The sequence below is a fragment of the Ruegeria lacuscaerulensis genome, from assembly GCF_013034745.1.
GTDB classification, from domain to species: domain Bacteria; phylum Pseudomonadota; class Alphaproteobacteria; order Rhodobacterales; family Rhodobacteraceae; genus Ruegeria; species Ruegeria lacuscaerulensis_B.
In genome coordinates, this window is sequence record NZ_WQGP01000005.1 from 35,240 (window position 1) to 51,805 (window position 16,566).

Sequence of the window (16,566 nt, forward strand, 5' to 3'; positions counted from 1 at the left end):
GCGACCCAAGCCCCTATCTTTCCAGCGTTTTCCGTGCATCATGAACCGATAGGCGATTGGTGGAGTATTGGTATGGACCGGACGAGTATTATCAAGGTCATCGCCCTGATGGTGACAGGGTTTGGCATCGGGATCGACTTTACCGGCGCCTTGATACTGGTCCCCGCGATCGAAAACAGCTTTGACGCGGACATCACCTCGACCCAATGGGTGTTAAACATCTACGCCCTGTTCTTTGCCATGACCATGGTGGCCGGAGGCCGGATGGGGGACATGTTCGGCCACCGCAAAATGATGCTGATCGGGCTGTCGATCTTTCTGTTATCTTCGGTCATGTGTTTTCTGTCCCCCAGCCTCGATTTCCTGATCCTCTCGCGCGCCTTGCAAGGTATCGGCGCAGGTTGTGTTTGGCCTTGCGCGCTGGCCTTTGGCGCCACCAAGATCGCCAAGCCTGAACAGCGGGCCTTGGTCATGGGCATGATCTTGGCGGGTGTCACCAGTGGCAATGTGTTTGGTCCCTTGATCAGCGGCGCAGCGGTCAGTTTCGGTGATTGGAGGCTGTTCTTCCTGGCCAATGTCATATTCTCGACCATCTCGATGATTACGGCACTGATCCTGATGGAGCGTGAAAAACAGCACAAACAGGGTGAGCATCTGGACATCGCCGGAATGGTTCTATTGTCCTTGGCGGTCCTGCTGCTGCTTTACGGACTGGATGTGGGCGCGGATTGGGGTTGGGCCTCGCCGCCACTGCTGATGGTGTTCTTCGTCAGCGCCGTGCTGTTCCTGTCTTTCCCCATAATCGAAAAGCGTGTGAAAGAGCCACTGCTGCTGCCCCAAATGATGCAGAACCGAGAGTTTCTGATCACGCTGGGTCTGAACATGTTCAACGTCTCAGCCGCCTTTGTCGGGCTGCTGTATTTCCCGCAATATATGCAGAAGGTTCTGGGCTGGTCGGTCTTTCATTCGGCGCTTGGGCTGGCCCCGCTGACTTTACTGTTGGCGATCGGGTCGATCGTTTCTGGGACGCTTTATAACGACTTCGGGCCGAAGCGGCTGTTGTTCTGGGGCTATCTCATTGCCACCGTAGGGGCGCTCAGCATCGTGGTGATGCCTGCAGGGCTGGGCTATTTCCAGATCCTGCCCGGCATGGCCATGATCGGGCTGGGCGCAACGCTGACAGTGGGGCCATCGGGTACGGCTGCGGTCAGTGCGGTCAAACCCGAACGCGCCGGGCTTGTTGGCGGGTTAAGCTTCATGACCCATCTCGTCTATGGTGCCATCTCAGTCGCGTTCGCCACCGCGATCATGTATGCCACCAGCCTCTCCAGCCTTGGCAAACAGCTTGCGGTGGATGGCATCAAAATGTCCGATGCGGATCAAAGGGCCATCAACGGCGGCACGCTGACTACCGATTCCGCCAAAACCGTGATGGCCAAGCTGACCCCGACAGAGGCCGAACAGGTGAAAACCGCTATCGCATCGGCGTTTGACAGCGGCATGAACATGGCCTTTGTCTTCGCCGCCATCTCGGTCTCGGTCGGTATGATCCTCGCGACGATGCTGGATGAAGAGAAGCTTCGGAAGGTCGAAAGCTAAGTTCATAAGAAAAGGGCCGCCCTGGAGCGGCCCTTCGATTTACTGGGACGGGCCGTTGGGCCGGAAGGCCGACAGACCTTTGAGGATGTCGATGGCATAGGCCAATTGGTAATCCTCTTCCCGCAATTCGGCGGTTTCTTCAGCCTTGGCGCGGTCTTCCTCGATCTGACGGATCTCATCCTCGCTGAGGCTGTCATTGTTCAGGCTGCCACGCAGATCGGCCTCGGACCGGGTGCGGGGGTTTGTTTCCTCTTCCTCGGTATCCGCAGCGCGACGCGGTTGTTCCACAATAATGTCCGGGCTGACCCCAAGCGCCTGGATCGAGCGTCCCGACGGCGTGTAATAGCGTGACGTCGTCAGACGCATCGCACCATCCCCGCGCAGCGGCATGACCGTCTGGACCGAGCCTTTGCCAAAACTCTTCGTGCCCACGACAATCGCCCGGCGATGGTCTTGCAGCGCACCCGCCACGATTTCCGAGGCTGAGGCCGACCCGCCATTGATCAGCACCACGATCGGCTTGCCTTCGGCCAGATCGCCGGCGGTGGCGTTGAACCGCTCACCCTCGCCCGGGTCACGACCACGGGTTGAAACGATTTCGCCCTCATTCAGGAATGCGTCTGAAACCTTGATCGCCTGCGTCAGCAGACCACCGGGGTTGTTGCGCAGGTCCAGAACAACGCCGTTGACTTTGTCGATGCCGCCGATCTCTTCGATCTGCTCGTTCAAGCCCTCTTGCAGATTGGGGAAGGTTTGGTCGTTGAACGTCGTCACACGCAGAACGACACTGGTACCTTCGGTCCGGGCGCGCACGGCAGTCAGCTTGATCGTGTCGCGGACAATGGTGATGTCAAAAGGCTCCTGCTCGCCCTCACGAACTACGGTGATCACGATTTCCGAGCCCACCGGCCCGCGCATCAGATCGACCGCCTTGTCCAGCGTCAGGCCCAGAATGCTTTCGCCATCCACATGGGTGATGAAATCGCCCGCTTCGATCCCGGCCTCATCAGCCGGCGTGTCGTCGATGGGTGAGACCACTTTGACATAGCCTTCTTCCTGCGTAACCTCGATCCCCAGCCCGCCAAACTCACCGCGCGTCTGAACACGCATCTGCTCTGCATCGCTGGGCGACAGGTAGCTGGAATGGGGATCAAGCGAGGTCAGCATTCCGTCAATCGCCGCTTCGATCAGATCTTCGGGCTCAACCTCTTCGACATATTGCGAACGGATACGCTCGAAAATGTCCCCAAAAAGGTCAAGCTGCTGATAAACGCTCGCCTTGTTCTCGGCCTCTTGCGCCAGCAAGGGGCCTGCAATCTGAGTGGTTGCGATAATGCCTGCCACGGTTCCGGCCAAACCGGCCATCACAAATTTCTTCATACTCGGTTATCCATCCTTGTCGGTCCGAAACCACGATTCCGGGTCCACGGGGCTGTTTTCTTGTCTTACCTCTATATAGAGCGTTTCTGAGCGGTCAGTTCCAGTGCCATCACTGCTTGTTGACAAAATAGCGCCGATTTCCGGCGTTTCACCTGGCATCAACCCAACGGGTGAGCCTTGCGGGATCACCTGACCCGTCTCTCCATACACCTCTTGTAAGCCGGAAAAGACGAACAAAAGACCCGGTTGCGGCTCCAATATCACTAGATTGCCCAAATCCAGCAGCGGCCCGCGATAGCGGATCGTCGCGGCCGTGGGCGATGTAACAATCGCGCGGGGCCGGGTGCCCATCACAATGCCGGGGCGGGTCACGCCTGCGGCATCGGTCTCGCCCGCGCGATGCAGGATGATCCCCTGCGTCGGCAGGTCGATCTGACCCTTGCGGTCGGATACATCGGCATTGGTGGCGGCAATCTCACCCTCGGAAATCTCGGACAGACCGCTTGCGAAGCCTTCCAAAGTCTCGGTCGAGGAAATCAAGATGGCGGTACGAATAGGGTCTTCGACAAAGCGGCGCGGCAGGTCTGTACGGTCGGCAATCGCGGCGCTTAGTTGGGTTCGGGCGGTTTGCACACCCACCAGACCTTCGGTCAGGGTTTCGGTCGCACTTTGCTGCAATTGGCGCAGCGTCTGAACCTCTCGCAGATCACTGGCCAGGGCCTGAGCGCGGGCATTCAGGCCCGGCGTGACCTCGGACAACATCATGCCCGCCCTCGCGGACCCCAACGGGCCCGACGGGTGCAGCATCAAAACCGGCGGCGCTGTGGTCTCGATCGTTTGCAACACACCCAACAGTTGCGCCACATCCTTTTCCCGCGCGTGCAGTTCGGCGGTCAGCTGCGCCTCGCGCGTAGCGGCCTTGCGCAAGCCTTCGCGCATCGCCGTCAACCCGGCCTCATAAGCCTGCACCGTGGTGGTCAACGCCCGCACCCGATCCCGCGCGCTGTCGGCTTCGGTCAGCGCGATCGAGGCCGCCTCGAGCTGGCGTGCCGCGTTCAGCGCCGCAGTGGACGGGTCCGTCTGCGCGTAAAGCGGGGCTGCCAGAAGGGCTGCGAGCAGAACAGGAAGCGCCCTCATGACAGCAAGCTGCGCCCGGTCATTTCCTGAGGCTGCTCCAGTCCCATCAGGTCCAACAGTGTCGGTGCCAGATCCGACAGCCGCCCCTCGCGCAGCGTAGCGCCCTCGGGTCCGCCGACCAAAGCCACGGGCACCGGGTTCAGCGTATGCGCTGTATGCGGTCCACCGGTTTCAGGGTCGACCATCACCTCGCAGTTGCCGTGATCCGCCGTCACGATCATCGCGCCCCCTGCTTTGGTCAGCGCAGAAACGACCTGTGCCAAGCCCTGATCCACCGCCTCGCATGCCTTGATGGCTGCTTGAAGGTCGCCGGTATGGCCGACCATATCGGGGTTGGCATAGTTGGTGACGATCAGGTCATAGCCTTCTTCAATCGCCTCAACGAATTTGGCCGTCACCTCGGCCGACGACATCTCGGGCTGCAAATCATAGGTCGCCACTTTTGGCGATTTGGGCATATAGCGGTCTTCGCCCGCCTCGGGGGTTTCCTTGCCACCGTTGAGGAAGAAGGTGACATGGGGGTATTTCTCGGTCTCGGCCAAACGGAACTGACGCAGACCTTGTTTGGCCACCCATTCACCGAGGGTGTTCACGATGTCTCGCTTGGGGAATACAGTGGTCAAATAGGCGTTGTGGCCGTCTGAGTATTCCACCATTCCCAGCAAAGCCGACAGATGCGGACGCGGCCCGGTGTCGAAATCGGCAAAACCCGGCTCGCCAATCGCGCGCAGGATTTCGCGGGCGCGGTCGGCGCGGAAGTTCAGACAGAAGAACCCGTCGCCATCCGTCACCCCATCGAACCCGCCCAGCACCGTGGGCACGATGAATTCATCGGTTTCCGACTGGTTGTAAGCGTGGTCGATGGCCCCATGCGCCGTGCTAGCCGCCCGCCCCTGCCCGTTGATCATGGCAGCATAGGCCTGACTGACCCTTTCCCACCGATTGTCGCGGTCCATGGCATAGTAGCGCCCGCTGACGGTGACGATCTGCGCGCCTTCGGGTAGTCGCTCTTCCAGTTCGGCAACAAAGGGCGCGGCCGATTTCGGGGCCACGTCCCGCCCATCCGTCACCGCGTGCAACGCCACCGGCACGCCCGCATCCCTGATCGCCTTGGCCGCCGCCACGATGTGGTTCAGGTGCCCATGCACGCCGCCATCCGAGACCAGACCCATCAGATGCGCCGTGCCGCCCGCCGCCTTCACCTTGGCGATGAAGGCCTGCAACGCCTGATTTTCGAAAAATGACCCATCCTCGATCGCCAGATCAATCTGACCAAGATCCATAGCAACCACGCGGCCTGCGCCAATATTGGTATGGCCGACCTCGGAATTGCCCATCTGGCCGCTGGGAAGACCCACGTCTGGCCCGTGTGTGATCAGTTGCGCGTGCGGCCCTCGCGCCATGATCGCGTCAAATGTCGGGGTCTGCGCCAGATAGGGGGCGTTGGCCTCGGTGTCCTCGGACAAACCCCAACCATCAAGAATGCACAGGACGACAGGTTTGGGGGCGGTCATTCGGACTCTCCGGGATTGCTGCTCTTGCCTGACCTTTTACCCCTTGGCCGACGCCGGGTGAACCGCCTTTTGGCGTAGACGCGGCGAATTTAATCCTTGCCGACAATCTCCCGATACGGGCGCGCTTTGCGGCCTCGGTATTTCACCGTCAACTCCAACGGCATGTCGTTTTCGTCGTAGATGCCGACAACAACCCCCCGGCCCCGGCTTTTGGTCCGCATCTCGATCAGTTGCGCCTCGGACCGCGTGGTGCGCTGAGATTGCCTGCGGGTCCACGTAAACAGATGCTCATACATCTGCGCGATGACGTCGGCGTGGTCGGCGCTGTCGCCCAGATCGGTCAATTCCTGTGGATCGTTTTCCAGATCAAACAGCAAAGGACGATGGCCACCCTCGCAATGGATCAGCTTCCACTTCCTGTCGGCGACCATGAACATCACCGCGTCGCGGACCGAGGCATTCAGTTTCTCCGCCAGTGGCGAGGCCGAATAATCATATTCGCAAATCACCACATCCCGCGGAGTTTCCGCCTGTGTCCCATACAGGATCGGCAACAGGGAATGCCCTTCGAGGATATGCGAGGCATCTGCGCCACCGGCCACATTCAGAAAGGTCGGGGCAAGATCGATGGATTCCACCAACGCATCACAGGCCGTGCCGCGCGTGGCGTCAGCGGCGGACGATGGATCATAGATGATCAGCGGCACTTTGGTCGAGGCATCGTGGAAGAACGTCTTCTCCCCCATCCAGTGATCGCCCAGAAAATCGCCGTGATCCGAGGTCAGCACGATCATCGTGTCCTCCATCCGGCCGGTTTTTTCCATCCAGTCGAACAGGTGGCCCATCTGGTCATCCGCCTGTTTGATCAAACCCATATAGGCGGGGATCACCGCCTTGCGCACATCCTGCCGCGAGAATGTCTGGCCGATCTTTGTGTCCATGAAAGCGCGCAGAACGGGATGCGCGTTGTCACGCTCAGCCTCGGACCGGTTTACCGGCAGCACGTCATCGGGGCCGTACATCGAGGCATAGGGCTCGGGCACGATATAAGGCCAATGGGGCTTGATGAAGCTCAGATGGCAACACCAGGGTCCGTCATGAGTATCCATGAACTCGATCCCGCGCCCGGTCAGGTATGGGGTTTCGCTGTCTTCCTCGGCGATATTTGCGGGCTCGGTCGAATGCTTCAGGAACCAGCCGGACAAAACGTTGCCATCTGCATCAAGACCAGAATTGGCAAAGTCGTGCCACGGGTTGTCACTCTCATACCCTTTGGCAGTGAGGTACTTGTTGTACTCTTTCGCGCCGTCCGGATCATAATAGCCATCCGGTCCCTCGGGCAGCATCCCGTCATCGCGTTCGAACACGTCAAAACCGCATTCGGCCACACGGGCCCCAATCAGGCTGTCAGGCTCCAGACCCAGTCGGGCCATCCCCTCGGCATCCGCGCGCATATGAGTTTTGCCGACCAGCCAGCACTCCATTCCGGCCCTGCGCAGGTGATCGCCCATCGTCATCTCCCCAACCTTCAGCGGGATGCCGTTCCAGGATGCGCCGTGCGAATGCACATAGCGCCCCGTATAGGTCGACATGCGAGAGCTGCCGCAAATGGGTGATTGGATATAAGCCCTGTCAAATCGCACACCCCTCGCCGCCAACCGGTCGATATTCGGAGTATGCAGATGCGGATGGCCGTAGCAGCTCAGGTAATCCCAGCGCAGCTGGTCGAACATGATGAACAGGATGTTTTTGGCTTTTGCCACGGATACGCCCCTTTGATCGTCCGGGGCTTAGGCTAACCAATTCGGCGTCAGCGGCGAAGCGGAATTTACACCTGCGCTTCGCGTTCCATCTGTTCCAGCATCTTCTTGGCGCGCTTGCACTGCAACTGATCACGCAGCGGGCTGTTCGGGTCGACATCTTTCTGACAGACCACGCATTTATCCGCACCCGAGATCGCGTTCAGACCGCCACAGCTGCCCTTGATGGTCTTGCCCATCAGCATCACGCCCAACGACATGCCCACCATCACAAGAGCCAGCAGTATGAAAGCCAGAATAAAGGTGCTCATGATCCGTATCCGTCAGTTGCTGCCCAAGGCGTCTTTGAACGCGCTGCTATGAACCGTGATATAGGCATCTTCGCCCCCTGTCACATCCCGCGAGATGAAATACACGGCAAGTTTATGCTTTTCGGCCAGTTCCAGCCCTTTTTCCTGCCCCAGCGCCAACATGGCCGTGGCCCAGGCATCGGCCATCATCGCGTTTTCCGCCAGCACCGTGACCGAGGTGGTCCGATGCGTGATCGGGCGGCCTGTCACCGGGTCGATAATATGCGAATAGCGCACGCCGTCCTGTTCGAAGAAGTTCTTGTAATCGCCCGAGGTCGCCATCCCCAGATCGTCAAGCTGAACGATCAACTGAATGGCCTGCACGCCAGTTTCAGGTTTTTCGATCCCGATCCGCCATGCCTCACCCTTGTCATTCTGACCCATAGTGACCAGATCGCCGCCGATCTCGACCATGTAGTTCTCGATCCCAGCTTCGCGCAGCGTTTCGGCCACCGCATCAATGCCATAGCCTTTGGCGATGGCCGACAAGTTGATGCCTACATCCGCATCCGATTTGGCCAACGTCCCGGCCTCGCGGTCCAGCGTCAACAGGCGGGACTGACCGACGCTGTCCAGCGCGGCCTGAATTTCGGCATCCGATGGCACAGGATCTTCGGGTTTGCGCGGGCCAAAGCCCCACAGCTCAATCAGCGGGCCAAGGGTGACGTCAAACGTGCCGCCCGTTTTCTCGTGCACGTCATTTGCCGCATCAATCACCAACGCAAATTCGTCAGATACTGCCACGGCATCGGTGCTGTCCAACGCAGAAAAGGTGGACACCTCGGAATTCGGATCCCAGTTGGACATCTTGGCGTTGACCTCGGCCAGCGTCTGATCGACTGCACCTGCCAGCGCCTCTTCGTCAAGGTCCACGCCGATGGCGGTGATGTTGAAGGTCGTCCCCATGGTTTCGCCAGACAGGCGCACGACCTCTGGTTCTTTGTCGAACAAACAGCCAGACACCAGCGCGGCAACAGCCAAAACGGGGACAAGACGCATCACAGCACCCTCTTAGGAAAACGTGCCCGGCATATGCCAGCGCCCCGGATCAGAGTCAAACCTGCGTCAGAGTTTCAGCGGCATGAAGCCCAAAACCAGCAGACCAATTCCGGCAGGCACCCCAAACAGCCACGCCTTTTTCTGCCACCCCGGCGCTTGTTGTTTCCATGCCATGCGAAAATTGTGCCCGCATACAACCACGGCGAAAAAGATCAGCGCTGCAACAGGCGGGGTCAGAGAAAGGTCGGACAAAAGTTCGGATATCCTTGGTTTTCGGCAGTTTTCCCCGGAACGGGCAATTGCACCCTATACAGGTCGTTTGGCTGCGCTAAGGTAAATAACAAAGCAGAAGGAGATTGCCCATGGCCCCAAGCTCTTACCAGCCACCGACCCGCGGCGACAAGGCCGAGACCAGCACGCGCAGCCAGTCGGTCGACTCGAACCTGTCACACTCGCAGACGACCGTGGCGAAACTGCTTGAGGGCAAGGGAAATGCGGTGTTCTCGGTGCGTCCAAACGACACGATTCACTCGGTGGTGAACACGCTGAAGGAAAAGAAAATCGGGGCGGTTCTGGTGACAGATCAAAACGGCGCACTGCAGGGCATTCTGTCGGAACGCGATATCGTGCGCCGCATGGCCGACACCCCCGGTCAGACGCTTCCACAATCGGTCGAGGACCTGATGACGCGTGAGGTCAAAACCTGCGCACCTGATGACCCGCTGAACGACGTTCTGAAAACCATGACCGAGGGGCGGTTCCGCCATATGCCGGTTCTCGCCGACGGCGCCCTGCGCGGCGTGATCACCATTGGCGACGTCGTGCATTTCCGCCTGAAAGAGCTGGAATACGAAGCCCTTCGCATGAAACAGATGATCGTCGGTTGACGCTCCAAAGTGCGAAAACCGCTTGACCTCGGGCCGGTGACAGTATCCCTGATGCAGCATCAAACGGCGATGAAACAGAGGGTTGCATGAAACGGGTTCTTGTCACCGGAACGGCCGGGTTCATCGGGTTCCATCTGGCCAAGCTTTTGCTGGCCGAAGGCTTTCGTTTGCACGGCTATGACGGGATGACCGACTATTACGACGTCACCCTCAAGCAGCGCCGCCACCAGATGTTGCTGCAAAACCCGGGCTTTTCCGCAACCGAGGACTTGCTGGAAAATCACGACCGCCTGAAACAGATCGCCGATGACTTCAAGCCCGAGGTCATCGTTCACCTCGCCGCACAAGCCGGGGTGCGTTACAGCCTGGAAGACCCGCGCAGCTATATCAACTCAAACGTCGTGGGCACATTCAATGTCATGGAGATTGCCCGAGAACATGAAGTTGCGCATCTGCTGATAGCATCGACCTCATCCGTTTACGGTGCGAACGAAGAGATGCCGTTTACCGAGGTCGAAAAGGCCGACACCCCTCTGACGATCTACGCAGCCACGAAGAAAGCAAATGAGGCGATGGGCCATTCCTACGCTCATCTGTGGAACCTGCCGACGACGATGTTCCGCTTTTTCACTGTTTACGGCAGTTGGGGGCGTCCCGATCTGGCGCTCTACAAATTTGTGGACGCCATTCTGGATGACCGACCGATCGACATCTACAACAACGGCGACATGTACCGCGACTTCACCTATGTCGAGGATCTGGTGCGGGGTATCCGCCTGCTGATCGACGTGCCGCCCGCGCGCCCGGACAGCGCGGATCAGATTGCCGAGGGCGACAGCCTGTCTCCGGCAGCGCCGTGGCGGGTGGTGAATATCGGCAATGGAGACAAGGTGCGGCTGATGGACTTCATCGAGGCCATTGAGGATGCCTTGGGCAAAAAGGCTATCCGAAACTACATGCCTATGCAGATGGGCGATGTGCCTGCGACATGGGCCGATAATGATCTGCTGCAATCCCTGACAGGGTACCGCCCGCAAACCGATTTCAAAGAGGGCATTGCCCGGTTCGTCGCGTGGTTCCGCGACTATCATGGAAAATGACGGCGATGTTTGAAACAGACCCCAACGCCCGCAAGATCGCCGTGATCGGACTGGGCTATGTCGGCCTGCCGCTGGCAGTGGCCTTCGGCAAAATAGGCCCTGTGATTGGCTTTGACATCAACACAGCCCGGATAACCGCCCTGCGCGCCGGTCAGGACGCAACCCATGAGGTCGAGCCAGAGGACCTGCGCGCCGCAACCGGCCTGTCCTTCACCACCGATGCGGCAGAAATCGCCGGATGCGACACCTATTTCGTCACTGTCCCCACCCCGATCACGGCAGGCAAGCAGCCTGACTTAACACCGCTGCTCAGCGCGTCTGAAACCGTTGGACGCGTGCTGAAACCCGGTGATCTGGTTATCTACGAATCCACCGTCTACCCCGGCGCGACCGAGGAAGACTGTGTGCCAGTGTTGGAACGCGCCTCGGGCCTGGTGTTCAACCGCGATTTCTTTGCAGGCTACAGCCCCGAGCGGATCAACCCCGGCGACAAGACCCATCGGATCGCGGATATCTGCAAGGTTACGTCCGGCTCGACCCCCGAGGTGGCCGATCTGGTGGATGCGCTTTACGCGCGGATCATCACGGTAGGCACCCACAAGGCGGAAAGCATCCGTGTGGCCGAGGCCGCAAAGGTGATCGAGAACACCCAACGCGACCTGAATATCGCATTGGTGAACGAGCTGGCGATGATCTTTGGACGGATGGATATCGACACCGATGCAGTTCTGCGCGCCGCGGGGACCAAGTGGAACTTTCTACCCTTCCGCCCCGGTCTGGTGGGCGGGCATTGCATCGGCGTCGACCCCTATTACCTGACCCACAAGGCCGAAGCTGTGGGCCATCACCCTCAGATCATTCTCGCCGGGCGTCGGTTGAATGACAGTATGGGCGGCTATGTGGTTTCGCAACTGGTCAAGCGGATGATGCGCGACGGGATCAATGTGGCCGCCGCCCGTGTGCTGGTGATGGGTCTGACCTTCAAGGAAAACTGCCCCGACCTGCGCAACACGCGCGTTGTCGATATCATTGACGAGTTGCAAGACTATGGCGTCACGGTCGATGTCCACGACCCCCATGCGGATGCAGTTGCCGCGCAGAAGGAATACGGGATTTCATTGACTTCGCAGCCTGAAACCGGTGCCTATGACGGTATCGTTCTGGCAGTTGCCCATCAGGAATTTCTGGCGCTCGCCCCAGCCGAGATACGCGCCTTTGGCAAGGATCAAAGCGTGTTGTTCGACGTCAAATCCTGTCTGTCGCCAGAGGCCAGCGACCTCCGGTTGTAAAAAAAACCGGCGCTGTGCTGCGCCGGTTTATCCTGTCTTATCCGCCAAAATCGTCCAGCATGATGTCTTCGCGGTCCACGCCCAAGTCCAGCAGCATGTTGATGACCGACTGGTTCATGATCGGCGGTCCACACATGTAGAACTCGCAATCCTCGGGCGCGGGGTGGTTCTTGAGGTATTCCTCGAACAGAACGTTGTGGATGAAGCCGGTATAGCCTTTCCAATCGTCCTCGGGCTGCGCATCCGACAGGGCGACATGCCATTCGAAATTGTCGAACTCTTCGGCCAGTTGGTCGAAATCCTCGACAAAGAACATCTCTTTCTTCGACCGCGCGCCGTACCAGAAGCTGATCTTGCGATCGCGGTTTTCCAGACGCTTGAGCTGATCGAAGATGTGGCTGCGCATAGGGGCCATGCCCGCACCACCACCAATAAAGACCATCTCTTTCTGCGTGTCGCGGGCAAAAAACTCACCAAACGGACCCGAAATCGTGACTTTGTCACCCGGTTTCAGGTTGAAGATATACGACGACATCTGACCCGGGGGGATACCATCCGAACCCGGAGGCGGCGAAGCCACTCGGACGTTCAGCATGATCATGCCTTTTTCGTCCGGATAGTTGGCCATGGAATAAGCCCGCTCAATCGGTTCGGCCACGACGGATTCGTATTGCCACAGATTGAACTTGTCCCAATCTTCGCGATATTCCTCTTCCACGTCGAAATCGGTATATTTCAACGCGTGCGCGGGGGCCTCGATCTGGATATAGCCACCGGCGCGGAAGTTCACGTCCTCGCCTTCAGGCAGGTCCAGGGTCAGGGCCTTGATGAAGGTCGCCACGTTTTCATTCGAGCGAACGGTGCATTCCCATTTCTTGACGCCAAAGACCTCTTCGGGGACTTCGATGTCCATGTCCTGCTTGACCGCGACCTGACAGGACAGACGGTCACCGCACGAAGCCTCACGCTTGGTGATATGGCTTTCCTCAGTTGGCAGGATCGAGCCACCGCCCGAATGCACCCGCACCCGGCATTGCGCGCAGGTACCGCCGCCGCCACAGGCGGACGGAACAAACAGCTTCTCGGCCGCCAGCGTTTGCAGCAGTTTGCCACCTGCTGGGACCGAGATGGTTTTCTCACCGTTGATGGTGATGTTCACGTTCCCGGTCGACACCAGCTTGGACCGCGCAGCCATGATGATGGCCACCAGCCCCAACACGATCAGGGTAAAAAGAACGACGCCTAAGCTAAAAGTTTCCATGCGCCCCTCCTTACAGTTTCACGCCTGAGAAGGACATGAAGGCCATCGCCATCAGACCCGCGGTGATGAAGGTGATCCCAAGCCCTTGCAGGCCGTCGGGGATATCCGAATATTTCAGCTTTTCGCGCACACCCGCCATCGCAGTGATCGCCAGTGCCCAGCCAAAACCGGAAGACAGACCATAAGTCGCGGCCTCGGCAAAGTTATAGTCACGCTCCACCATGAACAGCGAACCACCCAAGATCGCGCAGTTCACCGTGATCAGCGGCAGGAAGATCCCCAGCGCGTTGTAGAGCGGCGGGAAATACTTATCCAAAACCATCTCAAGGATCTGAACCATCGCCGCGATCACACCGATATACGAGATCAGGCCAAGGAAGGTCAGGTCCACATCCGGGAACCCGGCCCAGGCCAATGCGCCGGGCTTCAGCAGGTAGTTCAGCAACAGGTTGTTGGCCGGCACGGTGATGGCCTGCACCACCATGACCGAGATGCCCAGACCCAGCGCGGTCGAAATCTTCTTGGACACGGCGATGAAGGTACACATCCCCAGAAAGAAGCTGAGCGCAAGGTTTTCGACAAATATGGCCTTTACGGCCAGTGAAATCAGACCTTCCATCAGTGGGCCTCTACCTGCTGAATTTTATATTCACGCTCTTCCACCTGGTTCGGCTTCCATGTGCGGAAGGCCCAGATGATCAGACCGATGATGAAGAACGCCGACGGAGGCAGCAGCAGCATGCCGTTGGGAACGTACCAGCCACCGTTGTTGACGGTCTCCAGAATGGTGATGCCAAACAGCGACCCGGCACCGAATAGCTCACGAATGAAGCCGACCAGCAGCAGGATCAGGCCGTAGCCCATACCGTTGCCCATGCCGTCGATGAACGACGCGACGGGCGGGTTCTTCATCGCAAACGCCTCAGCCCGGCCCATCACGATACAATTGGTGATGATCAGGCCGACAAAAACCGACAGGGTTTTCGAGATCTCAAACGCATAGGCCTTAAGGATCTGGTCCACCAGGATCACCAGCGAGGCGATGATCACCATCTGCACGATGATCCGGATCGAGCCGGGTATCTGGTTGCGCAGGCACGAGATAAAGAAGGACGAGAACGAGGTCACGAAGATCACCGCCAGCGCCATCACCATCGAGACCTGCAGTGACGAGGTCACCGCCAGCGCCGAACAGATGCCCAGCACCTGCAGAGTGATCGGGTTATTGTCGACAAGCGGGTCGACCAGCATCTCTTTCTTAGTCTGAGACATCAGAATTCTCCTGCTTGCAGTTTGGCCAGAAACGGAGCGTAACCCGCATCTCCCATCCAGAACCGTACAAGGTTATCGACACCTACCGAGGTCAGCGTCGCCCCGGCCAGCGCGTCGACGTAAAAGTCAGGGCCAGCGGCGGGTTGCGATTTGGCGACGGTGATCTGAAGCTCACCCGCGTCATCACGCAGACGTTTTCCATTCCACAGTGCCTTCCAGCGTGGGTTGTCCACCTCGGCCCCAAGGCCCGGCGTCTCACCATGCTGATAGAATTGCAGGCCGAAGATATCGTTGCCGTTGTTCTCCAGTGCGATAAAGCCATAGAGCGTGGACCACAGGCCGTAGCCATGCAGCGGCAGGATCACCTTGTCCAACTCGCCCGCATCGTCGCGCAACAGATAGATCACGCGGTACTTAGACTGACGCCCAATACCTGCCGGGTCATTGTCCAGCGCAACGCTCAGGTCGGGATCGCTGGCCGCAGCGATGTCATCAAACGTGGCAGCGTCGAACTGATCGTCGACGAAAGCGCCCGTCGACAGTTCAAGTACATGCGGTTCGAACGCAGCGAACGCTTCGGAGACATCGACGCCCGGCTCATAGACACCGGCGACTTGCAGAACGTTGACCTGCTTGTCCTTCAGCGCGTTGGCTTCTTGCACCGGGCGCAGGCTGACCGCTGCGGCGGATACGACCATCGAGGCCACAAGGCAGACAGCGACCGCGACGACTATCGTTTTACCGACAGAATCCGGCGAGGCGGCCAGAAATTTTGCAATCGCGCCCTTTGGTTCTTGGGACTGCGTATCAGACATGGCGACGCGCCCTCCGTTTGATGTTGGCTTGCACGACGAAATAGTCGATCAGCGGCGCAAAGACGTTTCCGAAGAGGATAGCCAGCATCATGCCTTCGGGGAAAGCAGGGTTAATGACGCGGATCATCACAACCATGACACCGATCAGCGCACCGTAGATATAGCGGCCCATGTTAGTGTGGCTGGCGGAAACCGGCTCGGTGACCATGAAAGCCAGACCAAAGGCGTAGCCGCCCAGAACGATGTGCCAGTACCAAGGCATCGCAAACATCGGGTTGGTGTCCGACCCGATCAGGTTCAGCAACAGGCTAAAGCCGATGGTCCCCGCCAAACAGCCCAGGATCAGGCGGTAGTTGGCAATTTTCGTTGTCAGCAGGAAGGCCAGGCCGATCATACAGGCCAGGGTCGATGTCTCGCCAAAACTGCCCTGAATGGTGCCGAAGAACGCATTGGCCCAAGTGATACCGTCGGCCGCCAGCGCCTGAACGCCCTCGGCTGCGGTGATCCCCAACCCGGTCGCGCCCGAAAACCCATCCACAGGAGTCCAGACCGAGTCCCCCGACATTTGCGCGGGATAAGCGAAATACAAGAACGCCCGCCCCACCAATGCCGGGTTGAGGAAGTTCTTACCGGTGCCGCCAAATACTTCTTTGCCGATGACAACGCCGAAGATGATGCCCAAAGCGACCTGCCACAGCGGTGTCGATGCGGGCAGGATCAGCGTGTAGAGCATCGATGTGACAAGGAAGCCCTCGTTCACCTCATGCCCACGCACGGTGGCAAAGATGACCTCGAAAATACCACCCGCAACCAGCGTCGTGATGTAGATCGGCAGGAAATAAAGCAACCCGTGCAACACATTGGCTAACAGGCTGGACGGATCCAGCGAGATACCGAACATCTGCAGCAAAGCAATACGCCAACCGGTCGCGGCATCCGGACCAAGCGTCGCAATGGCCGAGTTCGCCTGATAGCCCGTATTCCACATCCCCCACAGGATACAGGGGATCGTGGCGATCACGACATAGGTCATGATCCGCTTCATATCCACGTAGGACCGCGCATGCGGGGCCACGGTGGTTACGGTTTTCGGAGTGTAGATAAAGCTTTCGACCATCTCGTAGATGGGGAAATACTTCTCGTACTTGCCGCCCTTGGTAAAGTTCGGCTCAATCCGATCGAAGAAGCTGCGCAAACCCATGT

The 16,566-nt window shown here is 58.8% G+C and carries 16 protein-coding genes; 4 read left to right on the plus strand and 12 right to left on the minus strand.

What is annotated here, in order from left to right; all coding sequences use genetic code 11:
• Nucleotides 1–72 precede the first annotated feature (72 nt).
• On the plus strand, nt 73–1,599 hold the full coding sequence (locus GOV79_RS11190; protein WP_170789845.1) for an MFS transporter: 1,527 nt from the start codon (nt 73–75) through the stop codon (nt 1,597–1,599).
• A 39-nt stretch (nt 1,600–1,638) separates the two neighbouring features.
• Here GOV79_RS11190 and GOV79_RS11195 read toward each other — a convergent pair whose 3' ends face one another.
• From GOV79_RS11195 to GOV79_RS11225, 7 genes are all read right to left on the minus strand, one after another.
• Nucleotides 1,639–2,979, minus strand: a complete 1,341-nt coding sequence (locus GOV79_RS11195) for a S41 family peptidase (protein WP_170789846.1) — start codon at nt 2,977–2,979, stop codon at nt 1,639–1,641.
• Nucleotides 2,980–2,985: 6 nt separating this feature from the next.
• The gene (locus GOV79_RS11200; protein ID WP_170789847.1) at nt 2,986–4,116 is read right to left on the minus strand and encodes a murein hydrolase activator EnvC family protein; all 1,131 of its coding nucleotides are present in this window, start codon (nt 4,114–4,116) and stop codon (nt 2,986–2,988) included.
• Nucleotides 4,113–5,630 (minus strand): 2,3-bisphosphoglycerate-independent phosphoglycerate mutase, encoded by a 1,518-nt coding sequence (gene gpmI, locus GOV79_RS11205; RefSeq protein ID WP_170789848.1) that lies wholly within the window; start codon nt 5,628–5,630, stop codon nt 4,113–4,115. The genes GOV79_RS11200 and gpmI overlap by 4 nt, the downstream gene beginning before the upstream one ends.
• An 89-nt stretch (nt 5,631–5,719) precedes the next feature.
• Nucleotides 5,720–7,393, minus strand: a complete 1,674-nt coding sequence (locus GOV79_RS11210; RefSeq protein WP_170789849.1) for a sulfatase-like hydrolase/transferase — start codon at nt 7,391–7,393, stop codon at nt 5,720–5,722.
• Nucleotides 7,394–7,458: 65 nt separating this feature from the next.
• Nucleotides 7,459–7,701, minus strand: a complete 243-nt coding sequence (gene nqrM, locus GOV79_RS11215; RefSeq protein WP_170356551.1) for a (Na+)-NQR maturation NqrM — start codon at nt 7,699–7,701, stop codon at nt 7,459–7,461.
• A 12-nt stretch (nt 7,702–7,713) separates the two neighbouring features.
• A complete protein-coding gene (locus GOV79_RS11220; protein ID WP_170790042.1) occupies nt 7,714–8,739 on the minus strand; it encodes an FAD:protein FMN transferase in 1,026 nt (341 codons plus the stop codon).
• A gap of 66 nt (nt 8,740–8,805) precedes the next feature.
• The gene (locus GOV79_RS11225; protein ID WP_170773143.1) at nt 8,806–8,991 is read right to left on the minus strand and encodes a hypothetical protein; all 186 of its coding nucleotides are present in this window, start codon (nt 8,989–8,991) and stop codon (nt 8,806–8,808) included.
• 110 nt (nt 8,992–9,101) lie between these two features.
• On the opposite strand from GOV79_RS11225, the gene GOV79_RS11230 reads away from it, so the two are divergent.
• The 3 genes from GOV79_RS11230 to tviB all read left to right on the plus strand — a co-directional run bounded on the left by GOV79_RS11230 (nt 9,102) and on the right by tviB (nt 12,015).
• Nucleotides 9,102–9,626 (plus strand): CBS domain-containing protein, encoded by a 525-nt coding sequence (locus GOV79_RS11230; protein WP_170773146.1) that lies wholly within the window; start codon nt 9,102–9,104, stop codon nt 9,624–9,626.
• A gap of 86 nt (nt 9,627–9,712) precedes the next feature.
• A complete protein-coding gene (locus GOV79_RS11235; RefSeq protein WP_170789850.1) occupies nt 9,713–10,726 on the plus strand; it encodes a GDP-mannose 4,6-dehydratase in 1,014 nt (337 codons plus the stop codon).
• Nucleotides 10,727–10,731: 5 nt separating this feature from the next.
• Nucleotides 10,732–12,015 (plus strand): Vi polysaccharide biosynthesis UDP-N-acetylglucosamine C-6 dehydrogenase TviB, encoded by a 1,284-nt coding sequence (tviB, locus tag GOV79_RS11240; protein WP_170789851.1) that lies wholly within the window; start codon nt 10,732–10,734, stop codon nt 12,013–12,015.
• A gap of 37 nt (nt 12,016–12,052) precedes the next feature.
• On the opposite strand, the gene nqrF is transcribed toward tviB, so the two are convergent.
• From nqrF to GOV79_RS11265, 5 genes are read right to left on the minus strand one after another with little or no spacing between them, the layout of a single operon-like run.
• Complete coding sequence (nqrF, locus tag GOV79_RS11245) at nt 12,053–13,276, minus strand: NADH:ubiquinone reductase (Na(+)-transporting) subunit F (protein ID WP_170789852.1); 1,224 nt, start codon at nt 13,274–13,276, stop codon at nt 12,053–12,055.
• A gap of 10 nt (nt 13,277–13,286) precedes the next feature.
• Nucleotides 13,287–13,895: an NADH:ubiquinone reductase (Na(+)-transporting) subunit E gene (nqrE, locus tag GOV79_RS11250; RefSeq protein WP_050603817.1), complete on the minus strand. Its 609-nt coding sequence runs from the start codon at nt 13,893–13,895 to the stop codon at nt 13,287–13,289.
• Entirely contained in the window at nt 13,895–14,548 is a 654-nt protein-coding gene (locus GOV79_RS11255) for an NADH:ubiquinone reductase (Na(+)-transporting) subunit D (protein ID WP_117873115.1), read from the minus strand. The genes nqrE and GOV79_RS11255 overlap by 1 nt, the downstream gene beginning before the upstream one ends.
• A complete protein-coding gene (locus tag GOV79_RS11260; protein ID WP_170789853.1) occupies nt 14,548–15,363 on the minus strand; it encodes a Na(+)-translocating NADH-quinone reductase subunit C in 816 nt (271 codons plus the stop codon). The genes GOV79_RS11255 and GOV79_RS11260 overlap by 1 nt, the downstream gene beginning before the upstream one ends.
• A complete protein-coding gene (locus GOV79_RS11265; protein WP_170789854.1) occupies nt 15,356–16,564 on the minus strand; it encodes an NADH:ubiquinone reductase (Na(+)-transporting) subunit B in 1,209 nt (402 codons plus the stop codon). The genes GOV79_RS11260 and GOV79_RS11265 overlap by 8 nt, the downstream gene beginning before the upstream one ends.
• Between the last annotated feature and the right edge of the window lie 2 nt (nt 16,565–16,566).

Excerpts from the sequence above, each read along its gene's own strand:
- GOV79_RS11190 (WP_170789845.1), top strand. The coding sequence starts at position 73 with ATGGACCGGACGAGTATTATCAAGGTCATCGCCCTGATGGTGACAGGG.
- GOV79_RS11195 (WP_170789846.1), bottom strand. The coding sequence starts at position 2,979 with ATGAAGAAATTTGTGATGGCCGGTTTGGCCGGAACCGTGGCAGGCATT.
- GOV79_RS11200 (WP_170789847.1), bottom strand. The coding sequence starts at position 4,116 with ATGAGGGCGCTTCCTGTTCTGCTCGCAGCCCTTCTGGCAGCCCCGCTT.
- gpmI (WP_170789848.1), bottom strand. The coding sequence starts at position 5,630 with ATGACCGCCCCCAAACCTGTCGTCCTGTGCATTCTTGATGGTTGGGGT.
- nqrM (WP_170356551.1), bottom strand. The coding sequence starts at position 7,701 with ATGAGCACCTTTATTCTGGCTTTCATACTGCTGGCTCTTGTGATGGTG.
- GOV79_RS11220 (WP_170790042.1), bottom strand. The coding sequence starts at position 8,739 with ATGCGTCTTGTCCCCGTTTTGGCTGTTGCCGCGCTGGTGTCTGGCTGT.
- GOV79_RS11230 (WP_170773146.1), top strand. The coding sequence starts at position 9,102 with ATGGCCCCAAGCTCTTACCAGCCACCGACCCGCGGCGACAAGGCCGAG.
- GOV79_RS11235 (WP_170789850.1), top strand. The coding sequence starts at position 9,713 with ATGAAACGGGTTCTTGTCACCGGAACGGCCGGGTTCATCGGGTTCCAT.
- tviB (WP_170789851.1), top strand. The coding sequence starts at position 10,732 with ATGTTTGAAACAGACCCCAACGCCCGCAAGATCGCCGTGATCGGACTG.
- nqrF (WP_170789852.1), bottom strand. The coding sequence starts at position 13,276 with ATGGAAACTTTTAGCTTAGGCGTCGTTCTTTTTACCCTGATCGTGTTG.
- nqrE (WP_050603817.1), bottom strand. The coding sequence starts at position 13,895 with ATGGAAGGTCTGATTTCACTGGCCGTAAAGGCCATATTTGTCGAAAAC.
- GOV79_RS11255 (WP_117873115.1), bottom strand. The coding sequence starts at position 14,548 with ATGTCTCAGACTAAGAAAGAGATGCTGGTCGACCCGCTTGTCGACAAT.
- GOV79_RS11260 (WP_170789853.1), bottom strand. The coding sequence starts at position 15,363 with ATGTCTGATACGCAGTCCCAAGAACCAAAGGGCGCGATTGCAAAATTT.
- GOV79_RS11265 (WP_170789854.1), bottom strand. The coding sequence starts at position 16,564 with ATGGGTTTGCGCAGCTTCTTCGATCGGATTGAGCCGAACTTTACCAAG.